Origin of the sequence: Saltatorellus ferox, assembly GCA_007751475.1 — a bacterium.
GTDB lineage: Bacteria > Planctomycetota > UBA1135 > UBA1135.
The window spans coordinates 1663325-1678462 of sequence record CP036434.1; the positions used below are offsets into that span (position 1 = coordinate 1663325).

Sequence of the window (15138 nt, forward strand, 5' to 3'; positions counted from 1 at the left end):
GGAGGCAATATCCTTGCCCGAACGGATCGTCACGGAATCCCGGAGGGGCGGCGTCCAGGGGCGCTTTGCCTCGGCGTGCGATGGGGTGGGGGACATCGCTCCCCGTGCCAGGTCGCCCCCTGGGGGCGGGTTGGAGACCCGCAATGGGATTCGTCGGTCACGCCTTTCTCTGGCCAGCTAGAATCCCGAGGCGGGCGAACGGCAGCCTCTTTGTATGCACTGGACCTCCCTGAGCTTTCCCCTCGCGTTCGTATTGGCCGCGTGCCACTCCGGTTCGGAGTCGAGCACCGGCGCGGGCGGCGCCCTCGCTCGGAATCCGGTGATGCCGGATCCATCCGACGTGATGCTGGTTCAGCGTCTCGACCGCTTCGCCGGTGATCCTGTACCGACCACGCCGAAGTACTTCGACATGATCCTCGGCGACATGGATCTCGACGGCGACCTCGACTGCTTTCTCAATCGCCACAACCTCCATCGGTTCGAGGCCTTCGAGAACGTGGGCGGCTCCTTTGAACAGTTCAATCGCCGCGGGCGAGACGACTCCGGGCTCTGGGAGAACCGCGGGATCCCCGATCTCTACGGGCGAGCGGCGGACCTGGAACTCGACATCGACGCGTTCGGGATCCCCGGCATCTACGTGTGGCACGCGGAGAGCTGGACGGGGCGGTGGTTCTTCCGCGTACTGCCGGCTCCCGGGAGCACGTCGCACACGCTGCGCCTCGTCGTCAATCGACCGTTCGTGGACCAGGTAGGGCTCGTCCACGGCGAGGTGGAGCGGCTGTCGGAATTCGAGGTCGCCATGGAGGTCGACGTTTCAGGGGGGCCTCGAACGTTTGCGTTCGGCAACGTCGGGCACGACACGCAGCTGAAGGTCAGTACCGACGACCCTTCCGGGATCCGGATGTTCGCAGGCACGAACCTGCTCGAGTTCCCGAGCCGCAGCGTGTCGCTCTGGAAGCAGGATCCCCACGGCATGGCGCTCGTCGACTGTCAGGGGTCAGCGGAACCGGAGCTCTACGTTTGCGGCGGCGGGCTCGCGGGCAATCACCTGCCTCCGCACGATCCCCAGGCGGATCGACTCTTCGAGTCGCTGGGCCAGCCGGGGCTCTACCGAGAGGTGCCCGAAGGCGCTCTGCCCGAGGACTACGGCCGCGGTCGTCAGGTCGCCTGGGTCGACATGGACGCCGACGGAGAGAACGAGCTCTACGTGGCGAACAAGGAGACGCCGAACGTTCTGCTGGAGCGCGACGCCCAGAACCGTCACTTCGACGTCGCAGCCAGTCTCGGCCTCGACCTCGTCGTGCCCGAATCGTTCGCCTGGACCGACGTCGACCGCGACGGGCACCTCGACCTCGTCTACCTCGACGGCTCCGAGGTATTCATCGCGCGGAGGCGCGGCGGCGGGTTCGAGCCTTCCAGCGGCGCGGACGTCGGGCTCTTGCTTCCGCCGGATCCCGCGGGGGGCGCCAGCCTCTTCGAGGACGCCATGTTCCAGCTCTTCGACATGGACCGTGACGGAGACCTGGATCTGTGGATTCTGCAGCACTCCTCGGACCAGCGCGTGACGGCCTTCCGGAACGATGCGGGCGCCTACGTCGACGTGACCGAGTCGCTCGGACTCGGCCAGGCGAGCGGCCTGCTCCGGGCGCTCATCGCGGATATCGACAACGATGGCTGGTTGGACCTCGTCACCTTCGACGGCCGACTGGCCTGGTGGCGCAATCTGCTCGGCGAGTCCTTCGAACGCGCGAACCTCGACGACGGATTCGGGCAGGCGCTGACGAGCTGGTTCGCCGCGGGCGACGTCGACCTCGACGGCCGGATCGACCTCGTGGTCATGACGGGTTCCACGCGACAGGTGCTGGAGAACGTGACCGTGGGGGCGAATACGCTGCTGGAGGTGCATCCGGACCTTCCCCTCGGAACCGTGGTCCGCGCCTATCACCCGGACGGCACCGTGTTCGCACAGAGCTGGGGCGCGGCGACCGTCAGCCGCTACTCCCAGTCGCTCCAGCCGCTGCGCTTCGGGCAGGCCCCAGGGGTGCCGGTCACGCAGGTGGGCGTGCAGCTGCCGGGCGATGCGACCGAGCGCTACCGGGTGAACGTGCCTGCCGGATCGCGCCGCCTCGACCTTTGAGCGGCCCGCGTGGTCGCGGATCGCATTTTGCGCAGCACGCTCCTATCGACGAAATCGGAGGACCAGTCGGGCCGACAGGCCGAAGTTCCACCAGAAGAATCGGTTGACCGCGCCCCAGATCGGCGCGAACCAGCGGCGCGTGTGGGTGTCGAGCCGTAGCTTGAGCAGGCTCTTCCCTTCACCTCGTTCTTCGAACCAGAACTGCAGCCTCACCGGGCGGGCGAGTCGAAGCGAGAGCGCGTAGCTTCCGTAGCTGTAGAGGAGATCTCGATACTCGGGCGGGCGGACCTCTCCGATGACGCCGTGGAAGCTCATCAGCGGACCGTGATGGACGTTCAGGCAGCCAGGCACGAAACCTCCGGGGTCGCCGTTCGGAAGGTCCAGGAACTCGACCTTGAAAGGCGGCACCTGGCCGCGCGTGAACGTGCGAGGATCGTTCAGCCAGTCCCAGAGCTGCTGCCTTGGAACGCCGAAGTTCCACGATCGCTCGAGGACGTGGAGCCGAAAGCCCTTCGGGACAGGAGGGGCCAGAAGCTGGCGCGTGAGGACTTCCGGATCGATGGCGCTCGGGATGTCGCTGGACCGTGCAGCGCTCATGAGCCCAGGCGGCGCTCGTCGTACGCGGGTGGGTTCCGTCGTTCGAGAAGGTCGGCGATCTCCCCGGCGGGCGCGGATGGGTCCGCGAGCTGATCCTGCTCGTAGAGATCGTGGAAGCGCTCCGAGCGCGGGAAGCTCGACGGAGCAGCGGAGCGGATCTCGGCCTGCATCTCGGTGGCGACGACGCCCGGCGCGTAGTCGAGCACGTGGATGGGGCGATCGGAGAGCGCGAGCTGCTCGGCGACGTCGGCGGCGACCACTCGGCCGGCCATGCGCAGCGCGGCCTTGCTCGTGCAGTAGGTCAGCCAGCCCGGGTAGGCGCTGGAGGCTGCACCGCTCGAGAGGTTGACGAGATCGAGGCGCGTGATCTCCGGCGTGTGCTGGACGAACCAGCCCATCAGCCACGCGGGAACGGTCACGTTCACGCGGAACGCGGCGTCCATCTGGCGAAGGTCGAGGCCCTGGGTGGGGGCCATGGCGAGGACGCCCGCGTTGTTCACGAGAGCGATCTGATCGGCTGCTTCCAGGTGAAGGTCGTTCGCGAACGACGCGTGGAAGTGTTCCCCGACGGCGTCGACGTCCGACAGGTCGAGGGGCAGGTGCACGAGGCCATCCTCGATGAGTTCCGCGGGCGGGGCGCTGCGGGAAATCCCGTGGACACGCCAGTTGCGGCGGAGGAGTTCGGCGGCGAGCGCGGCACCCACACCACGACTGCATCCAGTCACGAGAGCAATGCGATTTGGCATGGGCTCATTCTCGGGGATGAGGCCACAGCATGCCAGCGGAGGAGCCCTATCATCTCGTCCATGAACATTCCCATCCTGACCGCCGCACTGCTCGGCTCGATTGCCGCCCTTGGTGTTTCCCGTTTTACCGGCCCTTCTATCGGTCCGAGCCAAGACGGTGCCGCGAAGCCGCTCGAGTTCCCCCAGGCGAGCCCCGCCGCCACGGTGTCCCAGCGCGTCGGGTTGGTCGATATCGAGGTGAGCTACGGCCGACCGAGCATGCACGGCCGCCAGATTTTCGGTGGGCTGGAGCCCTACGGCAGCGTGTGGCGCGCCGGTGCCAACAACGCGACGACGGTCACGCTCAGCGGTGCCGTGACCTTCGGCGATGCGGAGGTGCCCGCTGGAAAGTACTCGCTGTTCGCCGTTCCTGGAGAGACCGAGTGGCAGGTGATCCTGAACGAGGACGCGGTCCAGTTCGGCCCCTACGCCTACGACGAGGCCAAGGACGTCGCCCGCGTCACGGTGAAGCCGACCACGCTCGCGGCGCCCGTCGAGACCCTCTCGATCGGCTTCGCCGACCTGAGCGTGGGCGGCCGCGCTTCGCTGTTCCTGGAGTGGGAAACCACGCGCGTTTCCGTGCCCATCGACACCCATATCGTCGACACGCTTCAGCCGCAGATCGAAGCGGCGATGTCGGGCGAGGGCGAGCACCCCTACTTCCAGGCGGCCATGTTCTACTACGCCAACGATCTCGACATGGACAAGGCGGCCATGTGGATCGACGAGGCCGTGAAGGCCCAGCCCCAGGCGTTCTGGATCTCGTATCGGAAGGGACTGATCCTGGAGAAGAAGGGCGACAAGGCCGGGGCGATCGCGGCCGCCAAGGCCTCGCACGCGCTGGCTTCGAAGGCCAGCGGCGCGATCAAGGCCGAGTACACGCGTCTGAACGAGGCGCTGATGGAGCGCTGCAAGTAGACCGACCCGCGTCAGCCAGGGCCTGTTGACCGAGCACGAAGACGCCCGGCTTCCTTTCGAATGTGAAGGAGGCCGGGCGCCTTTCTCTCTTCCCCGGGTCGGCGATCAGTGATCTTCGAGCGGAATGGCGAGCCAGCAGAGCAAGTAAACGAGGATGCCCGGGAAGGCGACGGAAAGCACCGAGAGGATGACGAAGCCGATCCTGAGCCCCGTGGGGTCGAGGTCGAAGCGTTTCGCGAAGCCGCCAAGGACACCAGCGAACACGCGATCGGTGGTGGAGCGGCGCAGGGGAAGGGCAGGTTCGTTCATGGCCCTGTCCTTACGTTCGAGGGTCGCGACTATTCGAAGAATCCGCCAGACGTCGGCGCTCCGGCGGTGACAGCAGCGGCATCGTTGCGACATCGCATCGCGACTTCCAGCGGGGCGAAGAGGTCCTCCAGCCGCTCGAGCTGCCGGTCGCTGAAGAAGGTCCGCCAGAGGTCAGCGCCCTGGCTCGGGCTTCCGCTGACGTTGTGGTCGCGATGGAGGTGCGGCTCGAAGTGGAAGGGCGCGAGGCCGAAGGGCTCGATCAGCTCGTTCAGAACGCGGTCGCAGTCGAGCAGCAGCTCCTCGTAGGAGATCCAGTGCTCCGGGGGAATCGTCGCCCCGAAGAGGTGGGTACGGGCGGCGATCACGAGGGCGACCTCCTCGTAAGGCTCCAGCGACTCCTCGAGGAGAGGCAGGTAGGCCGCCAGCTCCGGCGTGCGGCGCACGGTGGCCGAGATGGCCTCGAAGGCGGGCTTCCCGTACCAGCTGGACGCGAACCCGTTGCGGAGTAGCGAGCACAGGATCCCGCGGGGATTGCGCCAGATTCCGCGCAGCGCGATGGAGGGGAAGCGGCGCTGGATCCAGGTCGACTTGAAGTGGACCTTCGTCTCCTTGATGACGTTGAGCCCGTCGAGCCGTGGGGCCGCGGCGGTGCTGTGCCGCTCGAAGAGATCCGCGCCGAGGAAGTCGCGATCGACTCGCCCGGCGAGGAACTCCGAGAGGAAGCGCTCGGTCGCCGGATGCGCCTCCTCCGGGGGCCAGACCTCATGCTGGGAGGCGTGAACTTCGGTGCGGTTGAAGGGCTGGAAGAAGTACGCGGCGTCCGGGTGCCGGGCCAGCAGGCCGCCGATCAACGAGCTACCGCAGCGATCGAAGCCGTTCAGCAGGAGCACCTTCACCCGACGTCCAGGGTCAGGCGGCCGCGGACTTGGGTGGACTCCCATGCGCTGCAGAGGTTCAGGTGCCCGCGGTAGATGGCGTACATGTACTCGATCTCCGCCCCGTTGAGTTCCTGGTGGCAGGGCAGGTGGAGCCAGCCGCCGTCGAGGTAGCTCTCGACGCCGAACGAGCGATAGCGCTTGTGCAGCGCGCTGGCGTCATCGCTCCGATACGCGAAGGTCGGGGGGAAGGCGTTCCTGGGCTCGATCTCGACGTCTTCCTGGGAGAAGAGCGCGTTCATGGACTCCCAGACGGTCGCGCGCGCTTCGACGATGGAGTCCCAGTCGGAGCTGGCGGCGGCGAGCACCTTGCGCAGGTACTCGGTCTTGACGAAGTCGTAGCAGCCGTGCTCGGACCAGAGCTCCGCGATCGGGATCTTCAGCCCGATCAAGAGCGCGCCGTGGGCGATGGGGAGGGCCTGGGTCAGGTCCATGAGCTCGACTCCAGGGGCGGCGCTCCCTTCGGATGCGACGCCGGGCGTGGACACCTCCGTGTGGCTGAGGCCGCGCTCGGTCAGCACCCCGAGGGCGATCCCTCGGCTGGGGAGCAGCGTGAAGGGACGGCCTCCGACGAAGGCGTCGAGGGCCGCGTCGATGGCGGCGTCGTCCGTGGACTCGGGCGGGTGCGCGAGGCGCTGGAAGGGAGCCTGGGTGATCCGCGGGCCGTGCTCCGGCGGGTGGAAGATCACCGGGTAGGTGAAGCTCGCCCACTTCTGGAAGAAGCGCTGCAGGTTCGGTCGGTAGGAGACTCCGATGTCGATGTAGCGCTGGCCCGAGTCCGCGAGATCGTGGACCGAATTCCAGAGGAGCAGCGCCTGGAGCTGGTGCGCTTTGCCCTGTTCGTTCGCGAGCAGGTTGTTGAGGAAGTAGTGACGACCGACCGGAACGAGGATCATCCCGCCCACGAGTTCATCCTCGAGATGGGCGAGGTAGAGCACGTCGCCCTCGGAGAGTTCGCCGGGGAAGTTCGGATCCTCGGGCAGATACCACAGCGCACGCAGCGCCTCGAGCTCTTCGGGCGTGCCTTCGCCTCGCTCGATCCTGAACCCCGCGCGCTGGGCCTTGCGCACGTTCTTCCTGGCGCTGTGCGCGAGGCTCTCGTCCAGTCGGCTCGGGTCGAGGAGCAGCGCGGCCCCCCGGTGAACGACGTCCTTTCCAACGTAGTGCATGGCTAGGCTCGATGACGGAAGGCCAGCAGGTTGTTCTTGAGGCCGGGGTTGATGCCGCCCTTCGCCCAGTCGAAGCGCTTCAGGCCGCAGGCCTCGAGGCCGAACGCGCCGAGCGTTTCCTCCCACATCGCCAGGGAGCGCGTGCGGCGCATGACGCCGAGCTCCTGGCTCTCGGGGCCGAAGTCACCGCCGACGATGGCCATGCCGCCGGGGCGCAGGTAGCCAGCGAAGTGCCCGACGGCCTGGCGCCAGAGGTCGTCGTCGACGATGTGAAACATGACGCCGATGGCGTTGATCAGGTCGAAGCGGCCGTCGAACTCCGGCCGATGCTCGGTGATGTCCATGCGGTCCACGCGAATCGACTCGATGGCCTCGTAGCGCCTCGCGAGCGCCTGGCTGCTGAGTTCGGAGAAGTCCACGCCTGTCACGCTCCGGGCCTCCATCGTTTTCGCGTAGAAGTCGATCCAGTGGCCCGTTCCCGAGCCGACGTCGAGAACGTCGCCGACCTGGATGCGATCGGAGTCGCGGCCGAGCAGGTCGATGATGCCGTTCTCCACGAGGTTGTAGTGGTACTTGGTCTCGTACCAGGTCCAGTCCGGCGAGATCAGGCTGCGCTCGTCGAAGTGGTCTTCGTGGTAGCGTTCGAAGAAGGTCTGGGGAGCCTCGCGGTAGGCGGCGTAGGCTTCTTCGGGGGTGGCGTAGAGGGCGCTCATGAGTGGCTCGTGATCAGGGGAGAGGGGGCGGCCTGCTCGAGAATGGCGGCCATGCGGTGATCCCAGGTGTGGTGGGCGAGGACGACCTCGCGCAGGCGCTGGGCCCGCGCGTGGCGCTGTTCGGGGTGGGCCAGGAAGTGCCGGACGAGTTCCACGAGCTCGGGCGTGGTCTCGTAGGTGACGACCTCTCGGCACACGGAGAGGTGGGGGCGGGTGGCCTCGGCTTCGAGCCGCTTGTTGCTGATCTGGAACGCGCCGCACGCGGCCGCTTCGTAGAGCTTCATGTTGGCGAAGCCCGTGTGATGCAGGTTCAGGACGATGGACGCGCCGCCGTAGACGAGGGTCTTCTTCTGGCCCTGGATGTGCTCGGGCTGCCGCGCGCGGTGGACGCCAGGGAATCGAGCGCCGAGGTCGTCGGGGAAGCCGACGCCCCAGATCTTCAGGTCGAAGGGCTGCTGGCTGAGTTCCTCGAGGAACAGGCAGCGATCGTTCTTCACGGTGCCCAGGTAGCTGAGTCCGCAGCGGTACGGCTCCAGGTTCTGGTCCGCCGGAGGTGGCTGATCCCGTAAGGGATCGCAGCCGAAGGGCATGTAGCCCGTGCGTGCGAAGCGATCCGCCGCGCGCTCGGCGAAGCGGAAGTTGCCGAAGAGCGCGAGGTCGTAGTACGGGGCGCGGCTGAAGATGTCCGGCGCGTATGGGACGTAGGGGTTGTCGCCCGACCAGAGCACGATCGGGATGTCGAGGTGCTCACGCACGTCGGCCAGAGCGTCGACGGACCAGGTGTGGTAGATGCCGGCCAGCAGAATCAGGTCGGGGCGCAGGGCGGCCGCCTTGTGGAAGAACAGCTGCTCCATCAGGGCCTGGCGCCCCTGGGCCGTTGCCATCAGCCCGGGCACGTTCCGCTGCTGGTCGGCGCTCAGGTAGGTCTCGACTTCCCCGGCCTGGGGAACGAGGTAGTACATGAGTTCCGCTTCGTGCCCCATGCGGCGCAGCGCGCGCACGCAGGACTCGGGCCACTCGTGCTCTGCCTGGTTGCCGCAGACTAGAACGCGCATCGAAGACTCCGGTGGGTGGCCATGGACTGGCTCTATCGGCCACCTCCCCCTGAACTTGAGTCGGACCCAGGGAAAACCCGCTTCGCCTTCGGTAGGAGTGCCATGAATCGATGTTCAGCGCGCGACCTCCCGAGCCGCAACTGCCGGGTTGTTGGCCGCAAGCCCTGCGGGCTTCCCTGTGGGTAAGGCCCGATCCGTCATCAGGGGAATCCCTCGGCTTCGTCTCAAGTTCTGGGCCGCCATGTCGATAGGGCACCGGGGTACCCGATCCCCGTTCTAGCCATGGCCAAAACCAATCTTCTCCCTCCGACCAGCGGCGCGGCGGCCACCATCGCCCGCCCGGTCGCTTCGCCCGTCGCATCCCCTGGCGATACCCGCCAAACCCCGCGCACGGCGCCCCTCGGCATCGGCGTGGTCGGCGCTGGCTACTGGGGCCCGAAGCTGATCCGGAACTTCCAGGCCTCCGCCGACGCATGCGTGCGCGGAGTCTGCGACCGCGACCCGGCGCGGCTGGCCAGCGTGGGCCAGGGCGACCCAACGATCGGCCTGCACACCGAACTCGAGGGCCTGCTCGACGATCCGAGCATCGAGGCCATCGCGATCGCGACGCCGGTGGACACACACTTCGAGCTGGCGAAGCGCGTGCTGATGAGCGGCCGCCACGTCCTGATCGAGAAGCCGATCGCGGCTTCGATCGAGGAGGCCGAGACGCTCGTCGCGCTCGCCGAAGAGCGCGGCCTCACCCTGCTCGTCGATCACACCTTTCTCTACCACCCGGCCGTCGAGAAGATGAAGGAGCTTCTCGACGACGGAACGCTCGGCGCGCCGCTGCACTTCGATTCGGTGCGCATCAACCTCGGCCTTTTCCAGCCGGACATCAACGTCCTCTGGGACCTCGCGCCCCACGACCTCTCGATCCTGTCCTGGCTGATGCCGGAGCCGCCCGTGTCGGTCTCGGCGACGGGCGCGTCCCACTGGGGCAAGGGCACGGCAAGCGTCGCGTACCTCTCGCTCGCGTACCCGGGCAACTTCATCGCCCACGTGCACGTGAGCTGGCTCGCGCCGGTCAAGGTGCGCAGCGTGATCCTCTCCGGGACGAAGCGCATGATGATCTACGACGACAACCAGGTCCTGGAGAAGGTCAAGGTCTACGACCGCGGCATCGCTGAGTCTTCCGCCGAGTCGTCTACCGAGTCCGGCTCCAGGGACGACGAGCATCGCCATCGCGTCGACTACCGCATGGGCGACATGCACGCGCCGCACATCGCGGGCGACGAAGCGCTCGCCAAGGAGGTCGCCGATTTCGTGCGCTGCGTCCGCACCGGCGAGACGCCGCGGAGCAACGGGCAGACGGCGCTGGCCGTGGTCCGGATCCTGGAGAAGGCCCAGGAAAGCCTGATGCAGGGCGGCGCGCCCGTCGCGGTCTGACGCTCCTTACGGAACCTACCCCTACGTCCTCTTCCACCACCTCCGTCATGGTTCACGCCTCCTCGCCCGTACCGTTCGCCAACGTCCCTGGCACCTTCGTTCCCGTGCGCAAGGAACTCGATGAAGCGATCGCCACCATCCTGGATACCGGCGCGTTCGTGCAGGGCAAGTGGTGCCGTGCGCTCGAGGCAGGATTCGTGGACTACCTCGGCGTCGAGGCCGCGGTCGCCGTCGCCTCGGGCACGAGCGCCCTGGAGCTCACCCTGCGCGCCCTCGACGTGGGCCCTGGCGATGAGGTCATCACGACGGCCCTCACCTTCATCGCGACCGCCGAGGCGATCTGCGCGACGGGGGCCACGCCGGTCTTTGCGGACGTGAACCCGAAGACGCTCCAGGTCGACGCTGGCCATGTGGCTCAGCTCATCGGCCCCAAGACGGTTGGCATCCTGCCTGTGCATCTCTACGGCGCGCCTGCGCCGATGGGGGAGCTGGCAAGGATCGCCGGGGAGCGGAACCTCTGGATCGTCGAGGACACGGCCCAGGCCCACGGTGCGCGCTACCGCGGCGAGCGACTCGGCTCCCTCGGGATCGCGAGCTGTTTCAGCTTCTACCCCGGCAAGAACCTCGGCGCGGCGGGTGAGGGCGGCCTCGTCGCCACGCGTGATCCCGAGCTGGCGATGCGCGTGAGTCAGCTCCGCGATCACGGCTCGATCGCGAAGTACTACCACCACGAGATCGGCGTGAACGATCGAATGAGCGAGATCGAGGCGGCTTCGGTGGCGCTCAAGCTCCCGCTCCTCGACGAGGGCAACGGAAAGCGGCGCGCGGTGGCGGCGCGCTACGCCCGTGGTCTCGCGGGCCTACCGCTGACGATCCCCGGCGTCGAAGAGGGGGGCGAGTCGGTGCATCACCTCTTTGTGATCCAGTGCGCGGATCGCGATTCGCTGCGCGCGCACCTCGACTCGGTCGGCATCCAGACGGGCCTGCACTACCCGCTGCCGCTGCACCAGCAGCCCGCGCTCCAGTCCATCGTTCCCGCGGGCCTTTCCCTTCCGCACGCGGAGAACGCGGCGCAGAGCGTCCTGAGCCTCCCGATGTTCCCGGACATGACCCACGGCCAGATCGACACGGTCTGCCGGGCGATCGCGACCTACTTCGCGGGTCGCCGGGAGGTGGCTAAGATGCCCGCTTCCAGCGCGATGGCGGCGTGAGCGAGGCGGGCCCCGGCGCGGGCCCGCCGCTCGAGCGTCTCAAGGAGCCCGATGCTGCACGTGCCTTCGAGTCATCGGGGAAACGCCTCGCGGGGTCCAGCTTGGATGGCGCGGGAGAATTCACTCGTGGCCAGGCTGCCCAGTTCGGTGGCCGTAGCGCTGAACCAGTCGTCCTGGCGCGCACCAGGTAGCAGCGGGAGCATGAAGGTGGCTCGACCCATGGGGTCGGTCATGACGGTCACCTCCCCGAGGTAACGCTCTCCCTGGCCGTACCCTGTCGGGTCCACCTCGGTCGAGGAGAAGACCTCGACCCGGTATGGGCGGTTTGGCTCGGAGCGCAGGACGCCTTTTGCGAACCAGGCTCCTCCGACCCGGCTGACGAAGGCCAGCCTCGGGAAGTTCTGGTATTCGTTCCCGCCTCCCGTGTCGGAGTCCAGGGAGTCATTGGGGGTCACGCCGTCGAGGAAGGCCAAGGGGCCGAGGTCGATGCCGAGGGCTCCATTGGAGTGGATCGAGTTGCCGGACACTTCCGTGGAGATGGCCGGGTAAGAGATCCCGACGCCGAAGGTTTCGGTGAACGCGATGGTGTTCCCCTCCCTGGGCGCTCTACCGCCGATGGTGATGTTGCGGCAGGCGTAGTTCCCCGTGCCGGAGTGGACCCGGATCCCGCTGTGCGTCAGGAGGGGGTTCAACCCGGAGGCGTCCGTGCCGATCTTGTTGCCTTGGATCGTGACACGGTCGTTGTGAGCCCCGATGGCGGCGAGAAGGATGGATAGCCCGGCGACCTGTCCAGCGTAGTGGTTGATCCCGACCTTCCGCGTGCCAGCGATGAGATTGCCGCGGATGATCGTATCCATCGAGTCCGACACCCAGATACCGAGTGGCCCATTGTTCGGTGCGACGGCAGCGCCGTCAGGGGTCACACCGATGTAGTTGCCCTCGATCACGGTGTCCTTTGCCCAGTCGATGTGAATCCCCTGGCCTTCTGGGACGCCTTCGGGACCGAAGGAGCCGAAGCCGGAGATCACGTTCCTCTCCTCCGGGGTGGGTCCTCCGATTCGCGTGCGTTCGGGGCGGGCACAGAACTCGGAGCCGGACAGCCAGATGTTCTCGAGCTTGTTACCGACGATCACGGTGTCGGTGGCATGGCACCCGATTCGGACGGTCCTGAGCACGTTGCCTTCTCCAGCGCCGGTGCCGCCGATGAGGGTGTCCGTGGGACCTCCGGGCACGGGCCAGCCGACCTCGACCGTGGAGGAGTTGCAACCAATGACTCGGTTGCCACTACCGCCGGTGATCTCGACCGCAGCACGGTTCCAAGCCGTACCGAGACCCTTCACCGTGCCATGGTTGCCGGAGAGGTACACGATGGGCAGCAGGTGGAAGTTGGTGTGAATCCCGAAGGCGCCGACCTCGGGCCCGTCCGGGTTGGTGTCGCCGGTAAAGGCCGTCTGGCTGCTGAAGTCCAGCGTCGTGTCGTCGTCGAGCACTTCGACGCCAAAGGTCTCGATCCTCAGAACGGCCATGTTGGTCTGATGCCACCATTCGCTCTGGGGGATGGCGAACAGAACGGTTTGGGGACCTGGCGTGTTGTTGGTGGCGATCACCGCCTCCCTGAACGAGACACGCCCGTCGGGGCCCGGGAGCTCAGCGAGTGTTCGGGGGCTGGGGAAATCCACAACGTCGAAGACGGTGTCCACCGTCGCTGTGCCCTGGGGGATGGGAGCCGCGGGGAATGGACTTGTTGCGAGGAGAAGGAGGCTGAAGAGCATTGGAATTCCGTCAGGTGGGAGTTCTGCGGGAGGGCTGAGAGGGCGAGGTGCACAGGGTAGCAGCAGCAGGGAAGGCAAGGTTCGTGCCACCGCGTGGAGCGGCCGTCATGGCGTCCCAGCGGCGTTTGCCTTTCTGGATTCTGGAACCGAGCCAGCGATGCCGATTCGCGAACGGCCTGCGCGCCACGTTTCGGTGACCTGGATGGAGCTGCCAAGTGTTCGGCGGCAAGGCTCGTCGTCGAATCGGCTGGCGTGATCGTCGATGCGGTCTGTCTCCATCCCGACCATTGTGCTGCGGCGATCGGGCTCCTTGCTGAGTTCTGCCCTTCCCGGGGATCTGTCCTTCCGACCAGCACCACCGGTTGGCTTCACCACGACCTGCAGCTAGTGCCCTGAATCAGAAGTTCGTCGCATTAGTTTCAGTCTGTTTCGTTTCGTAGCAAGGCGTCCGAACCGCAGTGCGTAGCAGTAGTTCCGTCCAAGGTTCGGCAACGCAGCTACGGAGCGAAACAGGCGAAACTAATGCGACGAACTTCTGATTCAGGGCACTAGCTTCCTCCCCGAGAATTCAGGCTGATCTTATTCCTTCGAGCAAAAGGGTCCACGCGCCGATCTACCGTGCCTCCCTGAGTCCAGAAGTGCAGCCGTCCATGGGGAAAGGCCGTCGAGGCTACATGGGCATTCCAATCCCTGACTCCGCCGGTGGAAAGCGGGTCGGCCCTGGAGAGGAAGAACGTGGCGGCTTTGGGTCGGGTTCGGTACCGCCAGGTTCGGTACCGCCAGGTTCGGTACCGCCACGATTCGGGGAAGAAGATTCGAAGGGAATCACGGATTGGATGGTGCAGAGGTCGGTGGGCCCACGCCAAGACCCACGAAACCCGTTTGGATGCTGTCGTCCATCGGACGCACGAGGACGGCGTCGCCGTTCCAGACGCATTCGTCCAACCCACCCGAGCCTTCGAAGGCTCTCTTGATCCCATGATGTTCCGTCATCTCGCCCTCGTGGGCCTTCCCCTCGCACTTTCCAGCATCGGTCTCGCTACGGCCTCCGGCTCCCCCTCGACCCCGCAAGCGGAGGAGCCACGGCCCCACGCAGCGGACTTCGAGCGCTTCGAACAGTGGCTCGGCCACTGGGAAGGGACCTGCGTGGGTCACAACCGGGACGGCACGACCAACACCTATCCCGTCAGGTCACAGGTCCGCCGTACCCACGGCGGGACCGCGATCGGCTACCAGGCCCAGTTCCAGGGCGAAGACGGTGGCTATTCGAACCTGACCCACGCCTTCATCGGAGTCGACGATGAGACCGAGGAGCTGACTTTCATTCGTGTCGGCGGCCAGGCCCGCCGTGTGAACCGGCACACCGGCCTGTGGCTGGACGACCACACCTGGATGATGTCGTCCACGGGCCGCAGCGAAGAGGGCATCGCGTCCTGGCGGATCATCCGCACGTTCGAGGACGGGCGCACTCGCCTGACAGCGGAGGTGGCGGAGGGTAGCGAGCCCTTCTGGACGAGGTGGACCTTCGAAGAGTCCAGGATCGACGGGTTCGAATTCGCGGAGCCGGGGGCATCGAACGAAGAGAAGGACCAGGTGCCGGAGGAGATAACCCGACTGGCGCCCTTCATGGGAGCCTTCACGTTCGAAGGGGCCAGCCCGAGCCAGGACTTCCCCGGTAAGGTCTATCCGTTCACTGGCCGTATTCAGGAGCAAATGCTGCCAGGGACCCAGGTGACCCACGGCACCTGGGAGGTGGACGCCCATGCCAACAGTGAGGCCACGGCCGGGGACTGGTTCCGCTTCTGGGATACCTCGAGAAACTGCTACCACTCCGTGGGAGTCTCGAACGAAGGTCGGATCGTAACGAAGTTCGGATCGATCAACGAAGACGGTGCCCTGGTGACGTTCCAGACGCGGTATCGATCGGATGCCCAGGGTGTGCGACGCAGCATTCACACCCCCGCCGAGGACGGCACGCTGCACATCCTGAGGGAGGGCCTCGAAGCGAATGGCCACGAGGGAGTCGTGTGGTTCTGCACCAGCACCCCCATGTCACGGCAATGAGAATCGGCTCGGCCGACCGTCGGGAAACCTGGCGGTACCGAACCC

General features: G+C 66.5%; 13 protein-coding genes. 5 read left to right on the forward strand and 8 right to left on the reverse strand.

Annotated features, from left to right (window positions below):
- The first annotated feature begins 214 nt into the window (after positions 1-214).
- Entirely contained in the window at positions 215-2137 is a 1923-nt protein-coding gene (locus Poly30_RS06100) for an FG-GAP repeat domain-containing protein (RefSeq protein ID WP_145195320.1), read from the forward strand.
- Between the two features lie 42 nt (positions 2138-2179).
- Here Poly30_RS06100 and Poly30_RS06105 read toward each other — a convergent pair whose 3' ends face one another.
- Together Poly30_RS06105 and Poly30_RS06110 are read right to left on the reverse strand one after the other, a co-directional pair.
- Positions 2180-2734 carry a hypothetical protein gene (locus tag Poly30_RS06105; protein ID WP_145195323.1) on the reverse strand — a complete coding sequence of 185 codons (555 nt, stop codon included), beginning with the start codon at positions 2732-2734 and terminating at the stop codon, positions 2180-2182.
- Entirely contained in the window at positions 2731-3480 is a 750-nt protein-coding gene (locus tag Poly30_RS06110) for an SDR family NAD(P)-dependent oxidoreductase (RefSeq protein WP_145195325.1), read from the reverse strand. Before Poly30_RS06110 ends, Poly30_RS06105 begins: the two co-directional genes overlap by 4 nt.
- A gap of 60 nt (positions 3481-3540) precedes the next feature.
- Between Poly30_RS06110 and Poly30_RS06115 the strand changes: the two genes are divergently transcribed.
- Positions 3541-4437 carry a DUF2911 domain-containing protein gene (locus tag Poly30_RS06115; protein ID WP_145195327.1) on the forward strand — a complete coding sequence of 299 codons (897 nt, stop codon included), beginning with the start codon at positions 3541-3543 and terminating at the stop codon, positions 4435-4437.
- A 105-nt stretch (positions 4438-4542) separates the two neighbouring features.
- Here the strand turns inward: Poly30_RS06115 and Poly30_RS06120 are convergent, their stop codons facing one another.
- Genes Poly30_RS06120 through Poly30_RS06140 form a run of 5 tightly spaced genes read right to left on the reverse strand, consistent with a single transcriptional unit; the run spans position 4543 to position 8618 of the window.
- The gene (locus Poly30_RS06120; protein WP_145195329.1) at positions 4543-4746 is read right to left on the reverse strand and encodes a PspC domain-containing protein; all 204 of its coding nucleotides are present in this window, start codon (positions 4744-4746) and stop codon (positions 4543-4545) included.
- Between the two features lie 29 nt (positions 4747-4775).
- On the reverse strand, positions 4776-5642 hold the full coding sequence (locus tag Poly30_RS06125; protein WP_145195331.1) for a hypothetical protein: 867 nt from the start codon (positions 5640-5642) through the stop codon (positions 4776-4778).
- A complete protein-coding gene (locus Poly30_RS06130) occupies positions 5639-6850 on the reverse strand; it encodes a hypothetical protein (RefSeq protein ID WP_145195333.1) in 1212 nt (403 codons plus the stop codon). Before Poly30_RS06130 ends, Poly30_RS06125 begins: the two co-directional genes overlap by 4 nt.
- A 2-nt stretch (positions 6851-6852) precedes the next feature.
- A complete protein-coding gene (locus tag Poly30_RS06135; protein WP_145195335.1) occupies positions 6853-7563 on the reverse strand; it encodes a class I SAM-dependent methyltransferase in 711 nt (236 codons plus the stop codon).
- Positions 7560-8618, reverse strand: a complete 1059-nt coding sequence (locus tag Poly30_RS06140) for a CgeB family protein (RefSeq protein ID WP_145195337.1) — start codon at positions 8616-8618, stop codon at positions 7560-7562. The genes Poly30_RS06135 and Poly30_RS06140 overlap by 4 nt, the downstream gene beginning before the upstream one ends.
- Positions 8619-8900: 282 nt before the next feature.
- On the opposite strand from Poly30_RS06140, the gene Poly30_RS06145 reads away from it, so the two are divergent.
- A complete protein-coding gene (locus Poly30_RS06145) occupies positions 8901-10046 on the forward strand; it encodes a Gfo/Idh/MocA family protein (protein ID WP_145195339.1) in 1146 nt (381 codons plus the stop codon).
- A 47-nt stretch (positions 10047-10093) separates the two neighbouring features.
- Entirely contained in the window at positions 10094-11257 is a 1164-nt protein-coding gene (locus tag Poly30_RS06150; protein ID WP_145195341.1) for a DegT/DnrJ/EryC1/StrS family aminotransferase, read from the forward strand.
- Positions 11258-11328: 71 nt separating this feature from the next.
- Here Poly30_RS06150 and Poly30_RS06155 read toward each other — a convergent pair whose 3' ends face one another.
- Entirely contained in the window at positions 11329-12864 is a 1536-nt protein-coding gene (locus Poly30_RS06155; RefSeq protein ID WP_419191017.1) for a right-handed parallel beta-helix repeat-containing protein, read from the reverse strand.
- Positions 12865-14007: 1143 nt separating this feature from the next.
- On the opposite strand from Poly30_RS06155, the gene Poly30_RS06160 reads away from it, so the two are divergent.
- A complete protein-coding gene (locus Poly30_RS06160; protein ID WP_145195345.1) occupies positions 14008-15093 on the forward strand; it encodes a hypothetical protein in 1086 nt (361 codons plus the stop codon).
- Positions 15094-15138 lie beyond the last annotated feature (45 nt).

Excerpts from the sequence above, each read along its gene's own strand:
- Poly30_RS06100 (WP_145195320.1), top strand. The coding sequence starts at position 215 with ATGCACTGGACCTCCCTGAGCTTTCCCCTCGCGTTCGTATTGGCCGCG.
- Poly30_RS06105 (WP_145195323.1), bottom strand. The coding sequence starts at position 2,734 with ATGAGCGCTGCACGGTCCAGCGACATCCCGAGCGCCATCGATCCGGAA.
- Poly30_RS06110 (WP_145195325.1), bottom strand. The coding sequence starts at position 3,480 with ATGCCAAATCGCATTGCTCTCGTGACTGGATGCAGTCGTGGTGTGGGT.
- Poly30_RS06115 (WP_145195327.1), top strand. The coding sequence starts at position 3,541 with ATGAACATTCCCATCCTGACCGCCGCACTGCTCGGCTCGATTGCCGCC.
- Poly30_RS06120 (WP_145195329.1), bottom strand. The coding sequence starts at position 4,746 with ATGAACGAACCTGCCCTTCCCCTGCGCCGCTCCACCACCGATCGCGTG.
- Poly30_RS06130 (WP_145195333.1), bottom strand. The coding sequence starts at position 6,850 with ATGCACTACGTTGGAAAGGACGTCGTTCACCGGGGGGCCGCGCTGCTC.
- Poly30_RS06135 (WP_145195335.1), bottom strand. The coding sequence starts at position 7,563 with ATGAGCGCCCTCTACGCCACCCCCGAAGAAGCCTACGCCGCCTACCGC.
- Poly30_RS06140 (WP_145195337.1), bottom strand. The coding sequence starts at position 8,618 with ATGCGCGTTCTAGTCTGCGGCAACCAGGCAGAGCACGAGTGGCCCGAG.
- Poly30_RS06145 (WP_145195339.1), top strand. The coding sequence starts at position 8,901 with ATGGCCAAAACCAATCTTCTCCCTCCGACCAGCGGCGCGGCGGCCACC.
- Poly30_RS06150 (WP_145195341.1), top strand. The coding sequence starts at position 10,094 with ATGGTTCACGCCTCCTCGCCCGTACCGTTCGCCAACGTCCCTGGCACC.
- Poly30_RS06160 (WP_145195345.1), top strand. The coding sequence starts at position 14,008 with ATGATGTTCCGTCATCTCGCCCTCGTGGGCCTTCCCCTCGCACTTTCC.